The following is a 20,668-nucleotide window of genomic DNA, read 5'->3' as shown; positions in this document are numbered from 1 at the left end:
CACAAGATGTAGTGTGCCAGTGAACTCCTGCAACAGTTTTCCAGACCCGCAATAAGGGTCTTTCCCAACCTAATCGGCAGGGATGGCAAGCTGTGGAACGGGTGGCGACAGTATAGCAAAATGACGCGGCTTATTAGAAACCGCGCTAAAACATGGGATAGGCAGATGAAAATCGAGCGGAAGTTTACCACCGAAGCAACCGGTGCCTACGGCGCGATTGCGTTTTCGACCACCGTGTCAGAGATACGCAATCCCGATGGAACAATTGTGTTCCGCAACGAAGCCGTCGAGGTTCCGCAGGGTTGGAGCCAAGTTGCCTCCGACGTTTTGGCGCAGAAGTATTTCCGCAAAGCTGGCATCCCGGCAGTTCTTAAACGCCTGAAAGAAAAGAATATTCCGAACTTTTTGTGGCGTTCTGTCCCGGACGAAGATGCCTTGGCTAAACTCCCCGTCGAGGATCGTCTTGTCGGCGAGACCTCTGCCAAGCAAGTATTCGACCGTCTTGCAGGCGCGTGGACGTATTGGGGTTGGAAGGGCGGTTATTTCAGCACTGAATCCGATGCGCGCGTCTATTATGACGAGATGCGTTTCATGCTGGCGCGTCAAATGGCAGCGCCGAATAGCCCGCAGTGGTTCAACACTGGTCTGCACTGGGCTTATGGCATCGACGGCCCATCGCAGGGTCATTACTACGTTGATCATCTGACGGGCGTGCTAACTAAATCTAGTAGCGCTTATGAGCATCCGCAGCCGCACGCCTGCTTTATCCAATCGGTTAAGGATGATCTGGTCGGCGACGGCGGCATCATGGACCTGTGGGTGCGTGAGGCGCGGCTGTTCAAATACGGCTCGGGCACCGGCACCAACTTCTCAAGCCTGCGCGGCGCGGGTGAAAAGCTGTCAGGCGGCGGCAAATCTTCCGGCCTAATGGGCTTCCTGAAAATTGGCGACCGGGCAGCGGGCGCTATCAAATCCGGCGGCACCACGCGCCGCGCTGCCAAAATGGTGATCTGCGACATGGATCACCCCGATGTTGAGGCTTTCGTAAATTGGAAAGTCATTGAGGAACAAAAGGTTGCCTCGCTGGTGGCAGGCTCCAAAGCCCATGAATTGAAGCTGAATGAGATTTTTACCGCGATCCGTCAATGGGATGGCGCTGGCGATGACTCGGTTGATCCGGCGAAGAATCCGGCGCTGAAAGCTGCGATCCGCTCGGCGAAAAAGGCGATGATCCCTGACACTTACACCAACCGCATCCTGCAATACGCCAAGCAAGGCTTCACCAGCATCGAATTCCCGACCTATGACGTCGATTGGGATTCCGAAGCCTACATCACGGTTTCCGGCCAAAACTCGAACAATTCGGTGCGTGTCACCGATGCGTTCCTGACCACCGTTAAGGATGACGCCGATTGGGCGCTGATCCGCCGCACCGACGGCAAGATCGCAAAAACGCTGAAAGCCCGCGATTTGTGGGATCAGGTCGGCCATGCCGCTTGGGCCTGCGCCGATCCCGGCATCCAGTTTCACGACACGGTTAACGCGTGGCACACTTGTCCGGAAGATGGCGCCATTCGCGGCTCTAATCCTTGCTCGGAGTATATGTTTCTCGACGATACAGCTTGTAACTTGGCGTCGATGAACTTGCTGACCTTCTTCAAAGACGGCCAGTTTGACAGCGACGCCTACATTCATGCCACTCGGCTTTGGACGGTCACACTGGAAATCTCGGTAATGATGGCGCAATTCCCATCGAAGGAAATCGCGCAACTTTCCTACGATTTCCGCACCTTGGGCTTGGGTTATGCCAACATCGGTGGCCTTTTGATGAACATGGGGCTTGGCTACGATTCCATCGAGGGCAGGGCGTTCTGTGGCGCTTTGACAGCGCTGATGACCGGGGTGGCTTACGCGACTTCGGCCGAGATGGCGGCGGAACTCGGTGCCTTCAGCGGCTATGCCCGCAACGCCCAGCACATGCTGCGGGTGATCCGCAACCACCGCGCGGCGGCTTATGGTAAAACAACTTACGAGGCAGTTAACGTCAATCCGGTCGCCTTGGATGCTGCCAACTGCCCGGATCAAACCTTGGTCACTTTAGCCAAATCCGCTTGGGATGAGGCGTTGACGCTTGGCCAAGCCCACGGCTTCCGCAACGCGCAAACCACGGTGATCGCGCCCACGGGCACCATCGGTCTGGTGATGGATTGCGACACCACCGGCATCGAGCCTGACTTCGCGCTGGTGAAATTCAAAAAACTCGCGGGCGGTGGCTATTTCAAGATCATTAACCAATCGGTCCCGGCGGCACTCGAGAAACTTGGCTATTCCACCAGCCAAGCCGCTGAAATGGTGGCCTACGCGGTCGGTCACGGCTCCATCGGCAATTGCCCGGGCATCAACACCACTTCGCTGGTCGGCCACGGCTTTGGCCCCCGCGAATTGGAAAAGATTGAAGCAGCACTGCCCTCGGCTTTCGACATCCGCTTTGTGTTCAACCAATGGACGATTGGCGAGGATTTCTGCAAGAAAACCCTTGGCATCCCGGCTGAAAAGCTGGCCGACCCTAGCTTTGATTTGCTGCGCCACCTCGGCTTTACCAAAGCGCAGATTGACGCCGCGAACGATCATGTTTGTGGCACGATGACGCTGGAAGGCGCACCCTTCCTGAAACCGCAGCACTATTCGGTGTTCGATTGCGCCAATCCCTGCGGCAAAACCGGCAAGCGGTATCTCTCGGTGGAAAGCCACATTCACATGATGGCGGCGGCGCAGTCGTTCATCTCGGGGGCGATCTCCAAGACCATCAACATGCCAAATTCTGCAACGATTGCAGAGACTTTGGCCGCCTATGAGCTCAGCCACTCGCTTGGCATCAAGGCCAACGCGCTCTATCGCGACGGCTCGAAACTGTCGCAGCCCTTAGCCTCGGCCTTGGTTGAAGACGATGAGGAGGCCGAAGAAATCCTTGCCTCGGGCTCCAACCAAGAAAAAGCCGCCGTTCTGGCCGAAAAAATCGTCGAAAAGATCATCTACAAGGAAATCATCCGAACCAATCGCGAAAAGCTGCCCGAGCGCCGCAAAGGCTACACGCAAAAAGCCATCGTTGGCGGCCATAAGGTCTATCTGCGCACCGGCGAGTATGTTGACGGTCGCTTGGGCGAGATTTTCATCGACATGCATAAGGAAGGCGCCGGCTTCCGCGCCATGATGAACAATTTCGCCATCGCGATCTCGGTTGGCCTGCAATATGGGGTGCCGTTGGAGGAATATGTCGATGCGTTCACCTTCACGCGCTTTGAGCCTGCAGGCATGGTGCAGGGCAACGACAGCATCAAAAACGCCACCTCAATCCTCGACTATATCTTCCGCGAGTTGGCAATTTCTTACCTCGACCGCACCGACCTTGCGCATGTCAAACCCACCGGTGCTTCGTTCGATGATCTCGGCCGCGGTGAAGACGAGGGCAAGCGCAACGTCTCGGAGGTCTCGGATCAGGCCGCCACCCGTGGGTTGGAGGTGCTGAAGCAAATCAGCTCGACCGGCTATCTGCGCAAGCGTCTGCCTTCCGAATTGGTGGTGCTGCAAGGCGGTATGGGGGCCACAGCACTGGCAAATGGCACCGATCCGGTCTCGGCCTTGAACATGCTGATCCCCGATACCGCCCGCGCGCTGGCTGGAGCGATGGGCAGCATGATGACCAGCGGCACCGCACTCGGCACCGGCACAGTCACGATGGATTTGCGGGTGAAAGCCAAAATGCAAGGCTACGAGGGCGACCCCTGCGGCGAATGCGGCAACTACACCCTTGTCCGCAACGGCACCTGCATGAAGTGCAACACCTGCGGTGGCACGAGCGGGTGTAGTTGAGAAGAATTGAGCTTGGGGTGTGCCGCGCCAACGGCACACCCCAGCTTTCCAGCGTGTATAAGGCACAGCGCCAGAAGCTGTCTCGCCCCTCGCGGGACGATGGTTCTTTAGGACCATGGTTTTCGGAAACAGCAATACCGCGCCTGAAACTGTCCACCGTTTACAGCGAGGCCGTGGATAAGTGTGGATAACTTGAAAGGAGATTTGCCATGAACGGCAAGTCAAAAATTACTGTAACCAGTGAGTCTGAAACAGGACGCAATACCCGATTCAATGTGCAAGGTCAGGGTGATATGTCTCGTCGTGAGTTGGTTCAACAAATTCGGGCGGGCGAACATGACGGCTACCATGTTCGGATTATCAACGGGCTGGCAACTCCAGTGTCAAATCCAAACGCAACTGATCGCGACAACCTAGGTTGAAACGCCTGGTTCGGTAAAATCGCGCGGATACTGCTGCTAACAGACGGGCGGGTTCTGCTACTCGCCCGTTTCAATTATAAACCGCATCGTTAGATTGCGATTCAGACACTAAGCTCGCTTAGCGCAACGACAAAAATACGTCCACCTCATTGAAGTTGGCTGGGGCGGGAGGGCATTATTACAACTTTTTTTAAGCCCATGTTTTCCTGTAACTATGTGACATATCTTGACTATCCTGCGAAAAAATGTAACACATGACTGTAACGCACGACCGTTCCACATGTGACAGGGCAGGGCAAAATGAGCAACCTTCTGAGACGCGGTGCAAGTTATTCTGCGCGCATCCGTGTTCCTGTTGATCTGGTTGAAGTGATCGGCAAAACCGAACTTGTGAAAGCCTTAGGCACCAAAGAGTTGTCAGAGGCCAAACGGAGGCTGCATCCGCAAATGCAAATGTGGCACCTTGAGTTTGAAGATCTACGCGCCCGCAAGAGCCTAACCAAAGACGACGATGCGGCAGCGGCGTGGTCGCACTACAACCAGACACTTGCCGACGACGAAGCCGCGCGGGTGAACCTGCCGACCGAAGGCGACGTGCAAGCGGCTAAGGCCGAGGCAGTTGCAACAGTGCAGGCCGAGGGACTGGACCTGACCGACCGTCTGGCGATGCTGGCGGCGACCGTGGGATTTCAGGCGAAGCAAAACGCCGCAGACTTCAACAGCGCCATGCGCAAGGCGAAGCTGGCCGATACGCGCGCGAACCTGATCAAGGGTGAGATGACGCCCATCGCCGATGACGTGAACGAGTTCCTGCGCGCAAACCGGCTGTATGCAGCGCCCGGTTCGCCTGAGTGGGTGGGCATCGCCCGTGCTATGATGCGTGGCGGCATAGAGGGGCTACAGCGCACCCTAGAGCGCGATGCTGGTGATTATGCTGGCGAACCCCGCGACCAGCTGGTGCGGCCCGCCAGCGGGCGGCGCCGCGCCTCTGCGAAGCCGGGTGAGACGATCATGGACCTTTTCGCAATCTTCACCAGAGAAAACCCCAGCGGCGTTGCTGTTGATCGGCTTCACCAGATGCGCCGTGACATTGGCACGTTCGTTGAACTGGTAGGTGCCAGCTTTCCCATCGCCTCGATCAGCAAAGTCGAAGTGCGAAACTGGAAGCAGTTGCTTGTCAAATACCCTGTCAAGGCGACCGAAACCAATGTGTTCGCGGGCATGACCATATCGCAAATCGTCAAGGCGAATGAGAAGATCGGCAAGCCGGTGATCGCTGACCGGACCGTAAACCGCTACCTGTCCAGCCTTGGCGCGTTTCTGTCGTGGGCTGTGGACAACGGCTATGTGAACGAGAACGTCACCTTGGGCTTGGCACTCAAGAAAGAGACAAAAACCACCACGCTGCCGTTCAACACCGACCAGCTAAAAGCGCTGTTTGCTTCGCCGTGGTTTGCAGGGTGCCAGAGTGATGATGAATGGCGCAAGCTAGCAAAACCCGGCAACTTCCTGATCCGCGATCATCGTTATTGGCTGCCGTTGATCATGCTGTTCTCTGGCGCGCGGCCCGCAGAGATCGGTCAGCTTGCCGTCAACGACGTTCGGCAACAGCACGGCCACTGGATCATGCACGTCACGACCGAAGGCGACGAAACCACGCAAGGCAAGTCGGTGAAAACCGAAGGGTCGATGCGGGTGATCCCGGTTCACCCGGAACTGATCAGGCTTGGCTTCATCACTTACCACGAAACCCGCGTTAGAGAGGGCGGCACGGCGTTGTTCCCCGGCGCGGTGCGAAACCTGCGCGGTCAGATGATGGCCGATGTGTCGCGTGAGTTCGGGCGGTATCTGACAAGGATCGGGCTGAAAACGGGCAGGGGGCTTTCGCTTTATTCATTCCGGCATGGCGCGGCAGATGCTTTGCGACGTGGTGGTTTTCTCGATCAGCAGTTCGGTTTTATTTTAGGTCACACTGAAAAATCTATGACAGGCAGATACGGCATCATGCCGCAAGGTATGCTTGAACAGCGCGTGGAACTGGTAAACGCAATTCTGTATCCCGGTCTAAATCTCGATCATTTAGTTCTTGACAAAATAAAATAACGCAAACCCCTTACAACTGATTCGGCAGATTCTACATTGAACCTATGACCTTGCTTCATAGGACGAACGCCGATGACTGGATTTCTCGACACCGTAAAATCGGCACTTGGTTTTAAGCCAGAGGTCAAATCATTTTCGCTTTCAGACGATGAAGCCTTTTCCGTTTTCGGCGGTATCTCAAATATCGGCGGTCTGTCTTTTAGCGCTTCGGGCGCAATGCGTATCCCGGCTGTCGCTTGCGCTGTCGCGTTAATTTCTGAAACCGCTGGCACGCTGCCCGTAAAACTCTTTGAGCGGGACACTAAGGCGACGGCAAAGGATCACCCGGCCTACCACCTGATCCACGACGAGGCGAATCCGTGGACCTCTGCCGAAGCCCTACGCACGACCCTGACCGCAGACGCTCTGTTGCACGGTGCGGGCTATGCCGTGGCTGTCCGCGCCGCCGATGGCACCCCCCTTGAGCTTCACCGCCTCGACCCTGCCTCTGTCCAGTTCAAGCATGATGATGACGGTGAACCATATTATCTGATGCAGACTGCGCGCGGCACAGTGCGTTATCCATACACCGAAATCCTGCATATCCAGCCGTTTTTTGACGCTTCCCCAATAAGCTTAGGCCGTGAAGCCCTCGCTACGGCAGCAGCACTTTCCAGCCACCTCGCGAAGTTGCTGGCGAACGGTGCATCACCCGGCGGCATCATCACCGCCCCTAAGTCGGTAACAGAAGAAGGTAAGGGCAAGCTGAAAAAGGCGTGGACCGACACCCATTCCGGCCCGAAATCTGGCGGCGTGGCGCTGCTTGATGAAGGCATGGCCTATCAGCAAATCACCATGACGCTGACAGATGCGCAATTCAGTGAAAACCGCCTTGAGCAAATCCACGAAGTCGCGCGCATTTTTAGAGTGCCGCCAACAATGCTTTTTGAATTGTCGCGTAGCACTTGGTCAAACGCCGAAGAAATGCAGCGCCAGTTTATTCAAACCACGCTTCGGCCTTGGCTTAATAAGTGGCAGGCGGCTTATGCGCGCGTGTTGCTGACACCAGAGGAACGGCGCGCTTATTATATCGAGTTTATCACCGAAGATTTATCCACGGTAAAACTTGCCGAACGCGCCACAGCCTACGGTCAATTCCGTTCAATGGGTGCGATGACAGCTAACGAGGTTCGCGGTGGTTTGAACCTGCCCGCCCATGCCGAAGGCAACACCCTGCAAAACCCCTACACCACGACAGGCGAAAATGACGCCGTTAAAAAGGAACCTCAAGATGCCTGATAAAATCTCACATCGGGGGTTCTTTGGAACAACCGATTACACTTTTTGCCTGACCGATGAAATGCTTGCTGAATTGGAGCATATGACGGCCCGCGGCATTGGCGCAATTTACGCCGACTTCATTGCGGGGCAATTCACCGCAGAGATGCTGCGCGAAATCATCCGACTTGGGATGATCGGCGGCGGCGCTGGACCTGACTACGCCCTGCGCAAGGTAAACGCCTACGCGACCAACCGCCCGCTGGGTGAACTGGTGGCGCTGGCCTTGAGTATCCTTGATGCCCGGTGGTCAGGCGTTCCAGAGGTGGCGGCATGACCGACCGTATCGAGTTCAAGGCGGCGTTCGCTGTTGACGACGCGGGCGAGATCACAGGCACCGCATGGCCGTTCGGTTCACCTGATCGAGTTGGCGACGTTATCACCAAAGGCGCGTTCACCGCCCCGGCCTCGCTGCCGATGCTGTTTGCGCATGATCAGGCACAGGTGATCGGCGTCTGGAATGAGATCACTGAAACCCCGGACGGTTTAACCGTCAAAGGCCGCTTGCTTGTCGATGACGTGGCCCGCGCCGCTGAGGTTCGCGCCATGATCCAAGCTGGCGCTGTTTCCGGCCTCTCAATCGGTTTCGTCACAAAATCGGCCACGCCTCGCCCCCGTGGTCGCACGATCACCGCCCTCGATCTCCACGAAATTAGCGTTGTCGCCATCCCGTCCCACCCCGGCGCGCAGATCACTTCCATCAAAGCCGCAAACGCGGCCAACACCCCAGAGGAAAACACAATGCTTGACGAAACCCAAACACCGGCCAACGCTCAGCAGATCGACACCAAAGCGTTCGACGCGATGAAAGCCCGCCTCGATCAGCTTGAGGCCAAGAGCAACCGCCCGCGCGGCAACAACGCATCGGTGATCTACGGTGCCGACGACCAGACCGAAAAGAAGGCATTTGCAGGCTTCCTTCGCACTGGTGATGCGACTGAAGTGAAGGCGCTGTCAGTCGGCGCGCCCTCGACTGGTGGCATCCTCGCCCCTGAGACCGTCGCCTCGACTATCCTCGAAAAGGTGGCTGAGTTTTCGCCCGTCCGCACGCTGGCACAGACCCTCGCTATGTCCGGCCCGCTGCTGCAGCTTCCCCGGCTGGTGAACGAGATCACCGTGGGCGACGTGACCGAGATCAGCACCCGGCCCGAAAGCGAACCCACCTTTGAACAGATCGACCTCAAGCCGCACGAGATGGCAGTCATCTTGCCGATCACCAAGACATTGCTTGAAGATGCGCAGATCGACCTTTCGGCCTACCTGTCTAACCACGTTGCGCGCCGCTTCGGTCAGAAAGAGGCCGCGTGGTTTGTGAATGGCAACGGCACCAGTCAAGCCGAAGGCGTGCTGAACTCGACTGAGGTGCAAAATACCCAGATCGCCAACATCGCTGCTTTGACCTCTAACGCGCTGATTGACTTGTTCTACAGCGTCAAGAGTGTCTACGCCGCCAACGGTGCTTGGCTGATGAATCGAGCAACGATGGCCCGTATCCGCAAGCTGCAAGACACCCAAGGTTCTTACTTGTGGCAGAGCGGTATCGCCGCAGGCCAGCCGCCAACCCTGCTTGGCCGCCCGGTCTACGAGTCGGTGGATATGCCTAACGCCGTGGCGGCCGCATCGCCCATCATTTTTGGTGACTTCGCATCCGGCTACGTCGTTGCAGATCGCATCGGCTTTGAGATCGTGCGCGATGATCTTACTGGGGCAGCGAACGGTCTGGTGAAGCTGGTGGCACGCCGCCGTGTCGGTGGTCGCGTCATCATGGGCGAAGCCCTGTCCAAGCTGTCGCTGGCAGCATAAGCCATGAACCCGCTGGCCGCAGAGACAGAGTTCACGCTTTCGCACGGTGGCAACACCGTGCGGCTGCGCGCGTCTTTGCGGTCAGCACTTCGGCTTGAGCGCCTGCATGATGGCTTCGGCCCGCTGATCACCAAACTCGATCAATTCGACACCGCCACCATCGGCAACATGATCAAGATCGCAGCGACCGATCACAGCGCCGCACAGCGCTTCCTTGCCTCAATCAGCACCGAACCCCTGCAAGTCTACAAGCAGGCCGTCACAGGCACGCTATCGAGTCTGCTGGCGGCTTTCCTGCCCACACCCGCCACCGACACCACCAGCGGCAAGCCCAAAGGCAAAACGCTTTCGTGGTCAGAGGCATACGCGCAGCTTTACCAGATCGGCACAGGCTGGCTTGGCTGGACCCCGGCAGAGACTTGGCACGCAACACCGACCGAGATCACCGAAGCCCTGACCGGGCATATCGCCCGCCTAGAAGCCATCAACGGCACCACAGCCGACAAAGATGACACCACCCAAACCGAGGCAGATCGTGACGCCAATATCGCCGCTGGCCTCGATCCGACCTTTGACCGCGCAGGCTTTGAAGCCCTGCGCCTGATGACCTTTTGAGGCCCGCCATGTCCAGACCCCCACACCTCTGCAACTGTGGCCGCACCGTCGCGCACGGCACCCGCTGCCAGTGTCAGATCGCTGCCACCCGCGCCCGCAATGCCCGCCATGACGCCAAGCGCCCGACTGCCCGCCAGCGTGGTTACAGCCGCAAATGGGAACAGGCGCGCACAGAATGGCTGTTCCATCATCCGTGCTGCGCAATGTGCGGCAAGGCTGGTGCAACCGTGGTTGATCACATCATCCCGCACCGTGGCGACGAAAAGCTGTTCTGGGATTGGCGCAACTGGCAGTCGCTTTGCGCCCGCTGCCATAACAGCGCAAAACAACGGCTGGAGCGCCGCGCATGAAACGCACCATCGCATTACCCGTCAAGCGCCCCATCGACGTCAGCGCCATCAGCTTCGGCGGTGAAACCCTGACCATCAAAGAGTGGTCGCAGCGCACAGGTATCCCGGCATTCACGATATACAGCCGTCTCACCTTGGGGTGGTCAGAGGCCGACGCCATAGCAAAGTCGAACGAGATAAAGCAGATCGCAGCACGCACAAAGACCGGGCCGAAGCTGATCACCTATCAAGGCGAAACTCTCACGATCCCTGAGTGGTCAGAGCGCACAGGCATCGGCATCAAAGTGATCCACAACCGTCTGCGCTCCAACTGGACACCAGAACGCACCCTCACAGAGCCGCTGAACGATATGACCAAATTCGTTCGGAAGGCACAGCGGGGGGTGGGTAACGATTTTGCGGAGTGTCAGGGGACCGGCGGGGGGAGGCTCTTACAAGAGATGGCCGAAATAGCTTTTTCGGGTGAAGACCATGTTTGACCTACTTAGCGCGCGGCTGCTTTGGTTCCCACCTGTCCAGAGTGCGACCGAACCCTACGGTTTGGGCGAGGCCACGCTTGCGAATAATTTCAAGAGAACCCGAACAACCGCAAGTTTGGGTGTTTCCGGGGCAGGCACAACCTTCACAAATCGCACCGTCTGCCATCGCATCCGACCAATCACCCACGGCAAAAACTCCCTAATGCCAAACGTTGTATCGTTATCTACAGAGATTGAGGCAGCACTATGACATCACTTACACTTCTTAGCCTGCTGAAATCGCAGATGAATATCGAACATGATCTCGACGACGTGCTGTTACAGCACAAGATCGAAGCGGCCGAAGGCTACGCGCATAGCTACAGCGGTGATTGGGTCAGTGACCCGGCACCCGCTGCTTTCACCCAAGCCGTGCTAATGCTGGCGGCATACTGGTATGAAATCCGCGAAGCCGCCGTGGTCGGTGGCAACGCCTACATGATCCCGTTCGGCGTGCATGACCTTTTGCACCCCTATCGCAGATGGGTGGTGTAAGATGGCTTCGCAATCGTTTGATCTCGCTGCGCAATCTCGCGCTTTGGCGAAGCGCCTTGAGGCCATCCCGGCTGAAATCGTGGCACACGTTCGGCCCGCGCTGATTGCGTCTGCCGAGGAACTTGCCGCGACCATGAAGGCGCTGGCACCTCAAGACGAAGGCGACTTGATCGCCTCGATTGCAGTTACCGCACCCGGCCAAACGACCCCGCCCTACGCCGCTGGTGGTGGCAAGCGCACCGCTGCCGAAAATGAGGCGCTGGTGACTGTCGGCAACCCCGATATGCGCCACGGTCATCTGCAGGAATTTGGCACCGTAAACCACGAGGCACAGCCGTTTATGCGCCCGGCCGAACGACTGACCCGCGCAAAGTTCAAGGCGCGCATCGGCCGTGCCGTGGGTGCCGCCATCCGCGCGGCCGCAAAAGCCGGGGGTGCAACCGATGCTTGAACCCACACTCGCCTTCCAAGATGCAACCGCCGCCGCGCTGGTGGCCTCGCCAGAGGTGCTTGCTCTGGTGCCAGTGGCGCATATTCGCGCAGGCTCGACCCGGCCCGACAAAACGCCGTGCATCATTCTTGCGGGTGCGCAGACCGAATATCTTGGCCGCGCGCCCGTATCGCAGCACGTCGCGCGCGTTTTTCTCGATCTGCATATCTGGGCGATTGAAGACGGTGCAGAGACGGCCAAGGCCATCGGCATGGCGGTGTTGCAAGCCCTGATCGACGCCCCGGCTGGCATTGGCTTTGCCGTGGATGAATACGCCAAGCCCCGCACGATCTGGATGCGCGACCCGCAACCTGACCTCGCCTACACGCACGGGGTTATGACGCTGGAAGCCGTTATTCGGTGGGGGTTCTGATCATGGAAGCTGGAAAACTTGATCGCATCATCACTGTGCAACGCGGCGTTGAAACAGTCTTACCGGGCCGGGTGCCAACAATCGCCTGGACTAATTTATTGACCGTTCGGGCCGAGGTGCGCGAACAAAACGCGGATGAGATTGCCACAGGCTTCGGTCAGGCCGAAGCGGAAACGCTGATTTTCGTTGTTCGCTGGCACCCGACGCCGATCACCACAGGTGACCGCATCCTGTTCCAAGGCCGCACCTACGACCTGAAAGCAATCACAGAGATCGGGCGGCGCGACGGCTGGAAACTGCGCGCGGTGGGGGTGGTGCTATGAGTATTCACAACCGAGGCATAAAGCCCGCCCTGACCACCGATGATGACGCCCTGACCAAAGCGCCGCCCGTGCCGTCATGGCTGGCACCCCATGCGAAAGCAGAGTGGAAACGCATCATGCCGCAACTGATCACGCGGCAGATCATCACCCGCGCCGATCTGGCGGGCGTGGAAAACTACGTCACCTGCATCGGTATCATCCGGCAGATCGAGACTGACCGCCAAGCCATCGGCGGCATGATCGACGCCAAGTTGTTCGGGGTTCTTAACCGGGCTGCGCAGACCGCGCGCCAGTTGGCCGCCGAATACGGCCTGACACCCACAAGCCGCGCACGCATCGGCAACAACGCCGAAGCCGACGACGACACCGACAACCCGCTGGCGGTGTAGCATGACCGCCACCACATACCCGGCATGGATATACGACAACAGCCCGATCCCGGACCCGTTCGGCTTCGGTGAACGCGCCGTGCGTTTCTTGCGCCTGTTGCGCCACCCTAACAGCACCATGCCGAAGCGTGCTTTCCAGTTGTTTCCTTGGCAGGAACGTATCGTGCGGCGCATCTACGGCCCGCGCCACCCGGATGGCAGCCGTATCGTGCGCAACGTCTTTCTGATGATCCCACGCGGAAACCGCAAAACCAGCCTCGCTGCTGCGCTGGCGTTGCTGCACACCATCGGCCCGGAAAAGGTGCCAGCCGGACAGGTGATCTTTGCCGCATCTGACCGCGAACAAGCTGGCATCGGCTTTCGGGAAGCGGCGAATATCGTGCGCATGGATAATAGGCTGGTGGCGGCAACCAAAATCTATGACGCCCACAACAGCGCCAAAAAAATCGTGCTCAAAGCGCAGGACGTGACCTTGATCGCCGTTTCCAGCGACGGCGGCGCGCAGCACGGCAAAACACCTAGCTTCACCCTGATCGACGAAATCCACGTCTGGAAAGGCCGCGACCTCTGGGAAGCCCTGAAATCCGGCATGGTGAAGGTGGATCAAAGCCTGACCGTCATCGCCACCACGGCGGGGCGCGGTTCTGAAAACCTAGGCGCAGAGCAATACAGCTACGCGCGCCGGGTGGCTTTGGGCGAAATCGACAACCCCGAATATCTGCCGATCATATTTGAGGCCGCACCCGATGACGATTGGCTTGACGAAACGGTATGGCAGCGGGTGAACCCCGGCCTTGTCCACGGCTTTCCAAGCCTAGGCGGGCTGCGCGCAGCGGCCAAAGAAGCCGAAGGCCGACCATCCGACCGCTACGCCTTTCAACAGTTCAACTTGAACCTCTGGATGGCACACAGCCGCGATCCGCTGTTTGACCTCGATACCTATGACGCCCGGTGCTTTGCCGATGACCTGACCGACCTAGAGGCGCTGCCGTGCTGGATTGGCGTGGATATGTCGATCAGCGGCGACCTTACCGCCGTTGTGGCAGCGTTCCTGCATGATGACGGGCAGATCACGGTCAAACCGTGGTTCTTTGTGCCGGGTGATGATCTGAAAGAGCGTGGCGACCGCGACGGGGTGCCATATGAGCGCTGGCGTGACGAAGGTCTGATCACCGCGGTTCCCGGCCCGATCATCGCACCAGCCGCGGTTGAAGATTGTGTGCGTGAACTTTGCGGGCGGTTTGACGTGCAAGAGGTGGCCTTTGACCCGCACCTTGCGCGCGTCACCATGCAACACCTCTATGATGACGGCATCCCAACCGTGGAAATGCGCCAAGCACCTCTGACTATGGGTGTAGCGGCAGGCGACCTAGAGCGCACCGTGAACGGTCATCTTATCAGGCATGATGGCAACCCGATCTTGCGCCATCACTTCGCCAGCGTGGTCGCCAGCCGCAGCGATGCTGGCGTGATCAGGATGCACAAGGGCAAAAAAACTGATCGCATAGACGGTGCTATTGCGGCCGCGATGGCTGTCTCACGCGCCTGCGCGGCCGAAACAAATCAGTCTGCTTACAATGCCGCCGACGCGGACCTGTTCACTTTCTAGGAGTTACCGCCATGACCGAATTACCCGGCTTAATTATCCCGCTTGAGGCCCGTATCGACGGCCTTGAGCGCGCCCTGAAAAAAGCGAACGGCGCACAGCGTAAGTTTGCCACCGACCTGCAACGCAACAGCAAAAAGTCAGCCGACGCGATGGCGAAAAGCTATGAGTCCGCAGGCACCCGTATGTCTGCCGCGTTCAAAGGCATCGCCATGCCTAAGATCGCGGGCTTGGCCGGAACTGTCGCAGGCATCGGCGTGGCAGGTGGTGTTGCTGCCGTTCGGCAGACGGTGAAAGGCATCGCAGAGATCGGTGATGCAGCCAAGCGCGCAGGTATGCAGACTTCGGCCTTTCAAGAATGGTCTTTCGTTGCTGATCAAAACCGCATCAGCGTTGACGCGCTGGTGGACAGCTTCAAGGAAATGTCACTTCGGTCTGACGAATTTATCGTGAACGGCAGCGGCAGTGCCGCAGAGGCTTTCCAGCGCCTTGGCTTTAGCGCCGTGGACCTGAAAGAGAAGCTGAAAGACCCTTCGGCCCTGATGCTTGAGATCATCAAGCGGATGGAAGGACTTGATCAGGCTGCACAGATCAGGGTCGCAGATGAGATTTTCGGCGGTCAGGGTGAGCAATTCACGCAGCTACTCGACAAAGGCGCGGCTGGCATCACCGCGCAGATCGCCCGCGCCCGTGATCTTGGCTTGGTGCTTGACGAAGGCGCAGTGAAGAAAGCCGCCGAACTGGACTCGAAATTCAGTGAGGTGGAAACCCGGCTGGCATCTGTTTGGCGCACAGGCGTTGTCGAAGCCGGATATTTCTTCGGCTTGATTGACCGAGAAACACCAAAGCTGACCTTTGACCCTGTTGATACCGCGCGGTTGCTTGGCAAGGGAACGACCGGGCAGCTTTCAGAATTGCCAGAGGTTCCGCAAGACGCGCTTGAACAGATCGAAGCCCTCAAGATCGAGTATAGTGATCTGGCAACCGAAGCGCGGTTGCTTGTCCCGGCTTTGAGCGAAGCCTCGACCATGCTGCGCGGTGTTGGCAATGAAGCGGGTGCGCAGGCACTCACTGGCCTTGCGACGAAGATCGGTGAGGCAGCGCGTGAATTTGAGGCAGGCACGATCAGCGGCGAGCAATACGCGGCCAAGCTGCGCGACGTTGTGACAGACGCACAAGACACCCTGACCGCGATGGGTGAACTCGATCAGGCGCGGCTTGCTGGCGTCATCGGCCAAGTCAGTTCGTTGTTAGAGTGGATCGGGCTGCTGCCCGGTGCGGCCAAAGCTGCGCGCGATGCTGTCGCAGGCATCTCTTTGATGGACAGTGGCACCCCGCTTACCGCTCGCGGTGATCTGTTGCCGCCTGAACCCGGTTCGCCGCTGGCACCCACAACCAGCGTCAAGCCTAAGCGCGCGCCGAACGATCCTGACTTCGGCGTTCCGGACGCCCCCAAAGCGGCTGGTGGCGGTGGTGGTGCGGCCAAGCAAGATGACTTTGCCAAGGCGCTGGCCTCGATCCAGCAAGAAACAGCGGCGCTAGAGCGTGAAGCCGTGGTGATGCTTGCGGTGGCGGCTGGCGGCAAAGATTATGGCGATGCGCTAGAGTTTGCCCGGCAAAAGGCCGAGTTGCTGACCGCTGCGCAGGCCGCAGGCAAGACGATAACCCCGGAACTTGTGGCCCAAATTGACCAGCTTGCGGGTGCTTATGCGACCGCAGGCCAGAACGCCGAAACCGCCACCGATAAGCTGCAACAGATTGAACAAGCCGGGGCGAAAGGCGCGCAAGCCCTGACCGACATTTTCATGGGTATGGCCGATGGCAGCATGACGGCGGGTGAAGCCTTGAAAGGTTTGCTGTTGCAGATGCTCAGAGTGGCGGCACAGAAAAAGCTGATGGCAATGTTTGAGGGCGCTGGTGCGGGTTCTTTCATGGGTTTCATCGGCGGGCTGCTTGGCTTTTCGGGCGGTGGCTACACTGGCGACGGTGGCAGGCTTGAACCCGCTGGCGTGGTGCATCGCGGCGAGTTCGTCATGTCCAAAGCCGCCACGCAACGCCTTGGCGTGGCAAACCTCGAAGGACTCCATAGGAGCGCGCTACAGGGCTACAACGACGGCGGGGCGGCGGGTGTAGCAAAAAAGGCCGCAAGGGCGTCTGGTGACTCGCCTATGAGTCGTGGCGGTGTATCTGCCCCCAGCGTGACCATTAACGCGCCTGTCACCGTGAACGCCAGCGGTGGGACGCCAGAGCAAAACTTCGATCTTGCCAAGCAGGTGGCGCGTGAAACCGAACTGTCTATGCGGGCGGTGGTGCGGGATGAACTTGGCCGTCAGTTCCGACCGGGTGCAATGCTGAATAAAAAGGGGTAAATTGCTTCAGGTTCGCCTCGTCAAAGGCTCGCTCTGCTTCCTTGTCTTTCTGGACTTGTTCATCAAAGCGGGCCTTTCGAAGTTTAAGATATTCGAATGTGCTTTCTGAGTGCTCGATTTTCTTGATTTTGTAGGCATTGAAGAAATCTACCGACAAAGCGTAGGCGTCCAGCGCAGCCTTGTATTGCGCGGACAACCCACGCACTTCGTCGGGTTCGTCATCTGGTCCCATCAAATCCTCAAAGCCAGCGCTGATGCCGTCATTTTCATATTCAACCCACGGGCCAAACCCGAACGCTCGCCGAGCAAGTGCGTGGTCAATATCGGACCATGCGGCATCTTCAACCGCAAGTTTTGGTGGCGTGGGTATCAGGAGATTGAACTCGCCCACATGACCACTGCTTGAAATGTGGTTGTGAGTGCTCGTGATGTTGTCCACGCAAGCGCGAAAGTATGCCTCAAACTGAATGCCTGTTTTCATGGCCAGCATTCTCGCTTTCCGTGTTCGTTCGTAGCGGGCAGGAAACAGTGTGAAGATTGCCGAGATGATCGCACTGATCACACCCGCAGAACCCGCAAAGGCAACAAAATCCCAGAACGTCCACACCATCCTGCAAGTTCCTCATTTTCTGCTGCGTTTTAGCTTTCAAGCTGAAACCCTACTACAGTCGCCAGAGGCCCGTCTATCGCCGTAGCGCCGGAACGCGGCAGATGATCCACCCCATGCCGAGGTGAGGGCGCAAGCCCGATCCAAACCGGGGTATGATCATCTGCCAGCCGGGGATGCCTGACCCCTACGGGACCGAGAGGTGTTCTTTCCAGCCGGAAGGGTTTCTCGCCAGCCGGAAGGGTTCAACCTGTCACCGTCATGCTTTTGCCCGAAGTTATAGAAAACCAAGAAAGTAAAGAATAACTATAATATGCTTTCTTACTTAATATCTCTTAAGACGTGCAAAAGCATGACGCTGGCGCTGACCATCCCGGCTGGAAAAGACCGGGCAAAAGCATGATGTCGGCACAGTTCCCGGTTGGAAAAACGCCGGGCAAAAGCATGACGGCTTTCTTTTCAGCACCCCCTTGCATGTCACAACCAGAGGCCCGAAATGAAGATGGCCGGGAGCGCTTGCGACGCAACCCGGCCTAAAACAGTGTGTGAGATCAATATGACCCAACTTACCCAAACAAACAAGGCTTTCTCGTTCGATCACGATGAAGTTGACGAGGAATATCCCCCGGCGGTGATGATCCGCGAGGTGGTGCTGACACGGTATGACAAAGCCCATCAGAAGGTGCGCACCGCCGAGGCGAAGTGTGACGCCATGCGGGCGCTGCCCAACCTGACGCCACGCCAGCGCCAGCAACTCGGCGTCTACGAACGCGATCTGGTCAAAGCACAGGCGGCTTTCAGCAAAGAGATGGCGCGCGGCATGACCGACGAAGGCCGCAAGCAAGACCGCCTTGATGCTTATCGCAAAACGCCCGAAGGCAGGGAAATCTACAATACATCGCGGCGCAAAAATCGTGCCACCGCGAACGCTGATCTGTCCGGCATGACCACCGAGGAAAAAGCTGCGCACAAGCGCGAACAGAACGCCATCTCGGCACGCCTGTATCGCCAACGCGCGAAAGATGCTGTGGCGCAACCACTTCTCGCAGACGCGCAGCCTGACGCCTACACAAACGAGGAACTGACTCTGGCGCTTTGTGACGTGCTGCAAGCTGCGGTGGCAATCGCAGCACCCGCACCCATCCCGGAAATCAATGCGGACTTCGCCACACACGAAGCAACGATCGAGAGCATGACGAACCTCGCAAGAAAATCTGGCCTCGCTGGTCCACTGGAACTGAGCGAGCCGTTTCTGTCGAAATACCTGAGTGCTATGGCCGCGCTTGGAAGGCCAATCTAAGACAGCTCAAGCCGAATGCCGGTGATCTAAGACCTGTAAAAATGTTATTACCGGATTACATATTAACTTGACAAAAATATCAAATAGTGGGTTGCAGAGTTGATTCGGGCGAACTAGGTTGATTCTGTGGCGAACGAAGTAAGGCGCGTTCGACATTCTCCGGTGCCAAAGCCGGGGGCGGCAGTTCAGTCATCTTGCCGCCCCCAGCGACCCAAATCATCAATCAAGGATACCAAAAATGCCCGAACAGTTGTTCGTCCGGTCTGCGCTTTTCCACGCCCTTGTCGCAAAAATCGCAAGCCTCGACAAAGACCACCCTGAGTTTGAAAATCAGATCGTCACCACGTTAGGCGAAGATGGCGGTATCTGGCCGGACTCGATCCAAGCAGAGGCAGTGGAAGCATGACCACGCTTCGCCAGACCATCGCTGTGCAGCTAGACGCCGAACTCGCCAAGAGTGGCTTGCTGGACGCGGTGAAGACGCCAGACGACAAGAAGGTGTTTGACCGCCACCGCCGCACCCTGATCGACAACGCTATGATGACGGTGAAGTTGGGTCCGATGCCACGGACCTGACCGCGCCTGCGGACCAGCGTGAACCTCGTGATGCTTACACAGTGAAAACCGAACCACCGTGTCGCCAACCGGGGTGACGAAGCGTCCTATGCAGGCTAACCTGTCGGCGGATAACCTTGGGGTAAACTGATTTGGCAAAAGTGTTTTCTGGAATGTTTGGTGACACGGCAGGCTGGATGCTGGTCAACGACTACACAATTCACGAGGAAAGGCGTCTTTCGGATCGGCCATTTATGCTAACGCGGGTTCCGAACCGAGTCAGCGTTGTGATGCACAACGTTCGGGCAGTCGAAAGTATCGAGTGGGCTAACAACCACTGGACTGGTGACCTGACCGTTGACGACGACGGCAATCTTGTTTCTGGAGACTCGGCTAAGGACCGCAACGAGGGCTATGCTCGAAGGCGAATAATTACCGGCTCTGGAACGTTTGACGACAAGATTACCGTCTTTAACTTGGAAGAAGGTGCTGTCGCGCACTTTACGTCGTTTGATAACATCAGAATCGAATCACTTCCACGCGGCAAAGTCGGCGGGAAACACAAGGCAACCACGTCGGACGGTATCAGTTTTTCTGGCATGTCGTCGCGTGATGTGCCAGCTCGCGGCTTGATGGAGGGCGAACCGGGCAAGCTTTGGGTTGACGACGGCAAGCATGAGCCTACTGAAAAGCCTGAAACCTTGAACGCCGAACTTTACATTGACGAGGAACAATTCGACGAAATTTTCCATGCTATCCGCGACGGTGCGCAGAACATTGAAGCAGTGCATCTTGGCATCGTGGCAGAGCTGTTCGAGAGCGAGGTGGACGCATCATTATCGGATTGGTGGATGTCTCACGAATACGGCATGCTCAAGAAAAAAGACTGGGTGCAGACCCGTGCGCGGTTGGATAGCATTCGTGCTTCGTTCTGTGGCAAACTTCTGCCTGAGCCGACTGACACTAACGAAATGGACGAACAGGAAGATGAGTCTGACATTGAGAAAGATCAGTCGGAAAAAACCGCGACGATTAATACTCTTGCGTATGTCGCCGAAACGTATGCCCAGCTCAAGCGCTTGAACGCACGCGGTGGATGGACGCTGGCAGCGCTGGTCATTCTAGTCATCGTAACCTTGCTGAAATGACAAGCGCGCGCACGA

General features: G+C 57.6%; 21 protein-coding genes. 20 read left to right on the top strand and 1 reads right to left on the bottom strand.

Annotated elements, in window-relative coordinates; genetic code table 11:
- The first annotated feature begins 165 nt into the window (after positions 1-165).
- The 16 genes from JWS10_RS10795 (at position 166) to JWS10_RS10720 (ending at position 17,043) form a co-directional block, all read left to right on the top strand.
- Entirely contained in the window at positions 166-3,870 is a 3,705-nt protein-coding gene (locus tag JWS10_RS10795) for a vitamin B12-dependent ribonucleotide reductase (RefSeq protein WP_299507245.1), read from the top strand.
- A 209-nt stretch (positions 3,871-4,079) separates the two neighbouring features.
- The gene (locus tag JWS10_RS10790; RefSeq protein WP_299478951.1) at positions 4,080-4,292 is read left to right on the top strand and encodes a hypothetical protein; all 213 of its coding nucleotides are present in this window, start codon (positions 4,080-4,082) and stop codon (positions 4,290-4,292) included.
- Between the two features lie 300 nt (positions 4,293-4,592).
- The gene (locus JWS10_RS10785; RefSeq protein WP_299507243.1) at positions 4,593-6,395 is read left to right on the top strand and encodes a site-specific integrase; all 1,803 of its coding nucleotides are present in this window, start codon (positions 4,593-4,595) and stop codon (positions 6,393-6,395) included.
- A 72-nt stretch (positions 6,396-6,467) separates the two neighbouring features.
- On the top strand, positions 6,468-7,673 hold the full coding sequence (locus JWS10_RS10780; RefSeq protein WP_299507241.1) for a phage portal protein: 1,206 nt from the start codon (positions 6,468-6,470) through the stop codon (positions 7,671-7,673).
- Positions 7,666-7,989: a gene transfer agent family protein gene (locus JWS10_RS10775; protein WP_299507239.1), complete on the top strand. Its 324-nt coding sequence runs from the start codon at positions 7,666-7,668 to the stop codon at positions 7,987-7,989. The genes JWS10_RS10780 and JWS10_RS10775 overlap by 8 nt, the downstream gene beginning before the upstream one ends.
- Positions 7,986-9,515, top strand: a complete 1,530-nt coding sequence (locus JWS10_RS10770) for a phage major capsid protein (RefSeq protein WP_299507237.1) — start codon at positions 7,986-7,988, stop codon at positions 9,513-9,515. The genes JWS10_RS10775 and JWS10_RS10770 overlap by 4 nt, the downstream gene beginning before the upstream one ends.
- Positions 9,516-9,518: 3 nt before the next feature.
- The gene (locus JWS10_RS10765; RefSeq protein ID WP_299507234.1) at positions 9,519-10,130 is read left to right on the top strand and encodes a hypothetical protein; all 612 of its coding nucleotides are present in this window, start codon (positions 9,519-9,521) and stop codon (positions 10,128-10,130) included.
- Between the two features lie 8 nt (positions 10,131-10,138).
- Positions 10,139-10,480: an HNH endonuclease signature motif containing protein gene (locus JWS10_RS10760; protein WP_299507232.1), complete on the top strand. Its 342-nt coding sequence runs from the start codon at positions 10,139-10,141 to the stop codon at positions 10,478-10,480.
- Entirely contained in the window at positions 10,477-10,959 is a 483-nt protein-coding gene (locus tag JWS10_RS10755; protein WP_299507229.1) for a hypothetical protein, read from the top strand. The genes JWS10_RS10760 and JWS10_RS10755 overlap by 4 nt, the downstream gene beginning before the upstream one ends.
- Before the next feature lie 246 nt (positions 10,960-11,205).
- Positions 11,206-11,493: a head-tail connector protein gene (locus JWS10_RS10750; protein WP_299507226.1), complete on the top strand. Its 288-nt coding sequence runs from the start codon at positions 11,206-11,208 to the stop codon at positions 11,491-11,493.
- 1 nt (position 11,494) lies between these two features.
- Positions 11,495-11,944, top strand: a complete 450-nt coding sequence (locus tag JWS10_RS10745; protein WP_299507223.1) for an HK97-gp10 family putative phage morphogenesis protein — start codon at positions 11,495-11,497, stop codon at positions 11,942-11,944.
- Complete coding sequence (locus tag JWS10_RS10740) at positions 11,937-12,356, top strand: DUF3168 domain-containing protein (RefSeq protein WP_299507221.1); 420 nt, start codon at positions 11,937-11,939, stop codon at positions 12,354-12,356. The genes JWS10_RS10745 and JWS10_RS10740 overlap by 8 nt, the downstream gene beginning before the upstream one ends.
- 2 nt (positions 12,357-12,358) lie before the next feature.
- The gene (locus tag JWS10_RS10735) at positions 12,359-12,679 is read left to right on the top strand and encodes a phage head closure protein (RefSeq protein ID WP_299507218.1); all 321 of its coding nucleotides are present in this window, start codon (positions 12,359-12,361) and stop codon (positions 12,677-12,679) included.
- Positions 12,676-13,068: a phage terminase small subunit P27 family gene (locus JWS10_RS10730; protein ID WP_299507215.1), complete on the top strand. Its 393-nt coding sequence runs from the start codon at positions 12,676-12,678 to the stop codon at positions 13,066-13,068. Before JWS10_RS10735 ends, JWS10_RS10730 begins: the two co-directional genes overlap by 4 nt.
- Before the next feature lies 1 nt (position 13,069).
- Complete coding sequence (locus JWS10_RS10725) at positions 13,070-14,677, top strand: terminase TerL endonuclease subunit (RefSeq protein ID WP_299507212.1); 1,608 nt, start codon at positions 13,070-13,072, stop codon at positions 14,675-14,677.
- Positions 14,678-14,688: 11 nt separating this feature from the next.
- The gene (locus tag JWS10_RS10720) at positions 14,689-17,043 is read left to right on the top strand and encodes a phage tail tape measure protein (protein ID WP_299507209.1); all 2,355 of its coding nucleotides are present in this window, start codon (positions 14,689-14,691) and stop codon (positions 17,041-17,043) included.
- Here the strand turns inward: JWS10_RS10720 and JWS10_RS10715 are convergent.
- On the bottom strand, positions 16,970-17,653 hold the full coding sequence (locus JWS10_RS10715; protein ID WP_299507206.1) for a hypothetical protein: 684 nt from the start codon (positions 17,651-17,653) through the stop codon (positions 16,970-16,972). The two genes, JWS10_RS10720 and JWS10_RS10715, sit on opposite strands and share 74 nt — an antisense overlap.
- 553 nt (positions 17,654-18,206) lie before the next feature.
- On the opposite strand from JWS10_RS10715, the gene JWS10_RS10710 reads away from it, so the two are divergent.
- From JWS10_RS10710 to JWS10_RS10695, 4 genes are all read left to right on the top strand, one after another.
- The gene (locus JWS10_RS10710; protein WP_299507203.1) at positions 18,207-18,950 is read left to right on the top strand and encodes a hypothetical protein; all 744 of its coding nucleotides are present in this window, start codon (positions 18,207-18,209) and stop codon (positions 18,948-18,950) included.
- Positions 18,951-19,188: 238 nt separating this feature from the next.
- Positions 19,189-19,356: a hypothetical protein gene (locus JWS10_RS10705; protein WP_299507200.1), complete on the top strand. Its 168-nt coding sequence runs from the start codon at positions 19,189-19,191 to the stop codon at positions 19,354-19,356.
- The gene (locus JWS10_RS10700; protein ID WP_299507197.1) at positions 19,353-19,526 is read left to right on the top strand and encodes a hypothetical protein; all 174 of its coding nucleotides are present in this window, start codon (positions 19,353-19,355) and stop codon (positions 19,524-19,526) included. The genes JWS10_RS10705 and JWS10_RS10700 overlap by 4 nt, the downstream gene beginning before the upstream one ends.
- A gap of 131 nt (positions 19,527-19,657) precedes the next feature.
- Positions 19,658-20,653, top strand: coding sequence for a hypothetical protein (locus JWS10_RS10695; RefSeq protein ID WP_299507195.1), 996 nt, complete (start codon positions 19,658-19,660; stop codon positions 20,651-20,653).
- The last annotated feature ends 15 nt before the right edge of the window (positions 20,654-20,668 follow it).

The organism is Cypionkella sp. (assembly GCF_028290025.1).
Taxonomy (GTDB): Bacteria; Pseudomonadota; Alphaproteobacteria; order Rhodobacterales; family Rhodobacteraceae; genus Cypionkella.
The sequence above is the reverse complement of the archived record's forward strand: the minus strand, read 5'-3'. Positions and strand labels throughout refer to the sequence as shown.

Bases quoted from the DNA above. Each gene is read 5' to 3' on its own strand.
- JWS10_RS10715 (WP_299507206.1), bottom strand. From the start codon at position 17,653: ATGGTGTGGACGTTCTGGGATTTTGTTGCCTTTGCGGGTTCTGCGGGT.
- JWS10_RS10780 (WP_299507241.1), top strand. From the start codon at position 6,468: ATGACTGGATTTCTCGACACCGTAAAATCGGCACTTGGTTTTAAGCCA.
- JWS10_RS10790 (WP_299478951.1), top strand. From the start codon at position 4,080: ATGAACGGCAAGTCAAAAATTACTGTAACCAGTGAGTCTGAAACAGGA.
- JWS10_RS10705 (WP_299507200.1), top strand. From the start codon at position 19,189: ATGCCCGAACAGTTGTTCGTCCGGTCTGCGCTTTTCCACGCCCTTGTC.
- JWS10_RS10720 (WP_299507209.1), top strand. From the start codon at position 14,689: ATGACCGAATTACCCGGCTTAATTATCCCGCTTGAGGCCCGTATCGAC.
- JWS10_RS10770 (WP_299507237.1), top strand. From the start codon at position 7,986: ATGACCGACCGTATCGAGTTCAAGGCGGCGTTCGCTGTTGACGACGCG.
- JWS10_RS10760 (WP_299507232.1), top strand. From the start codon at position 10,139: ATGTCCAGACCCCCACACCTCTGCAACTGTGGCCGCACCGTCGCGCAC.
- JWS10_RS10710 (WP_299507203.1), top strand. From the start codon at position 18,207: ATGACCCAACTTACCCAAACAAACAAGGCTTTCTCGTTCGATCACGAT.
- JWS10_RS10765 (WP_299507234.1), top strand. From the start codon at position 9,519: ATGAACCCGCTGGCCGCAGAGACAGAGTTCACGCTTTCGCACGGTGGC.
- JWS10_RS10750 (WP_299507226.1), top strand. From the start codon at position 11,206: ATGACATCACTTACACTTCTTAGCCTGCTGAAATCGCAGATGAATATC.
- JWS10_RS10745 (WP_299507223.1), top strand. From the start codon at position 11,495: ATGGCTTCGCAATCGTTTGATCTCGCTGCGCAATCTCGCGCTTTGGCG.
- JWS10_RS10755 (WP_299507229.1), top strand. From the start codon at position 10,477: ATGAAACGCACCATCGCATTACCCGTCAAGCGCCCCATCGACGTCAGC.
- JWS10_RS10795 (WP_299507245.1), top strand. From the start codon at position 166: ATGAAAATCGAGCGGAAGTTTACCACCGAAGCAACCGGTGCCTACGGC.
- JWS10_RS10700 (WP_299507197.1), top strand. From the start codon at position 19,353: ATGACCACGCTTCGCCAGACCATCGCTGTGCAGCTAGACGCCGAACTC.
- JWS10_RS10725 (WP_299507212.1), top strand. From the start codon at position 13,070: ATGACCGCCACCACATACCCGGCATGGATATACGACAACAGCCCGATC.
- JWS10_RS10735 (WP_299507218.1), top strand. From the start codon at position 12,359: ATGGAAGCTGGAAAACTTGATCGCATCATCACTGTGCAACGCGGCGTT.
- JWS10_RS10785 (WP_299507243.1), top strand. From the start codon at position 4,593: ATGAGCAACCTTCTGAGACGCGGTGCAAGTTATTCTGCGCGCATCCGT.
- JWS10_RS10775 (WP_299507239.1), top strand. From the start codon at position 7,666: ATGCCTGATAAAATCTCACATCGGGGGTTCTTTGGAACAACCGATTAC.
- JWS10_RS10730 (WP_299507215.1), top strand. From the start codon at position 12,676: ATGAGTATTCACAACCGAGGCATAAAGCCCGCCCTGACCACCGATGAT.
- JWS10_RS10740 (WP_299507221.1), top strand. From the start codon at position 11,937: ATGCTTGAACCCACACTCGCCTTCCAAGATGCAACCGCCGCCGCGCTG.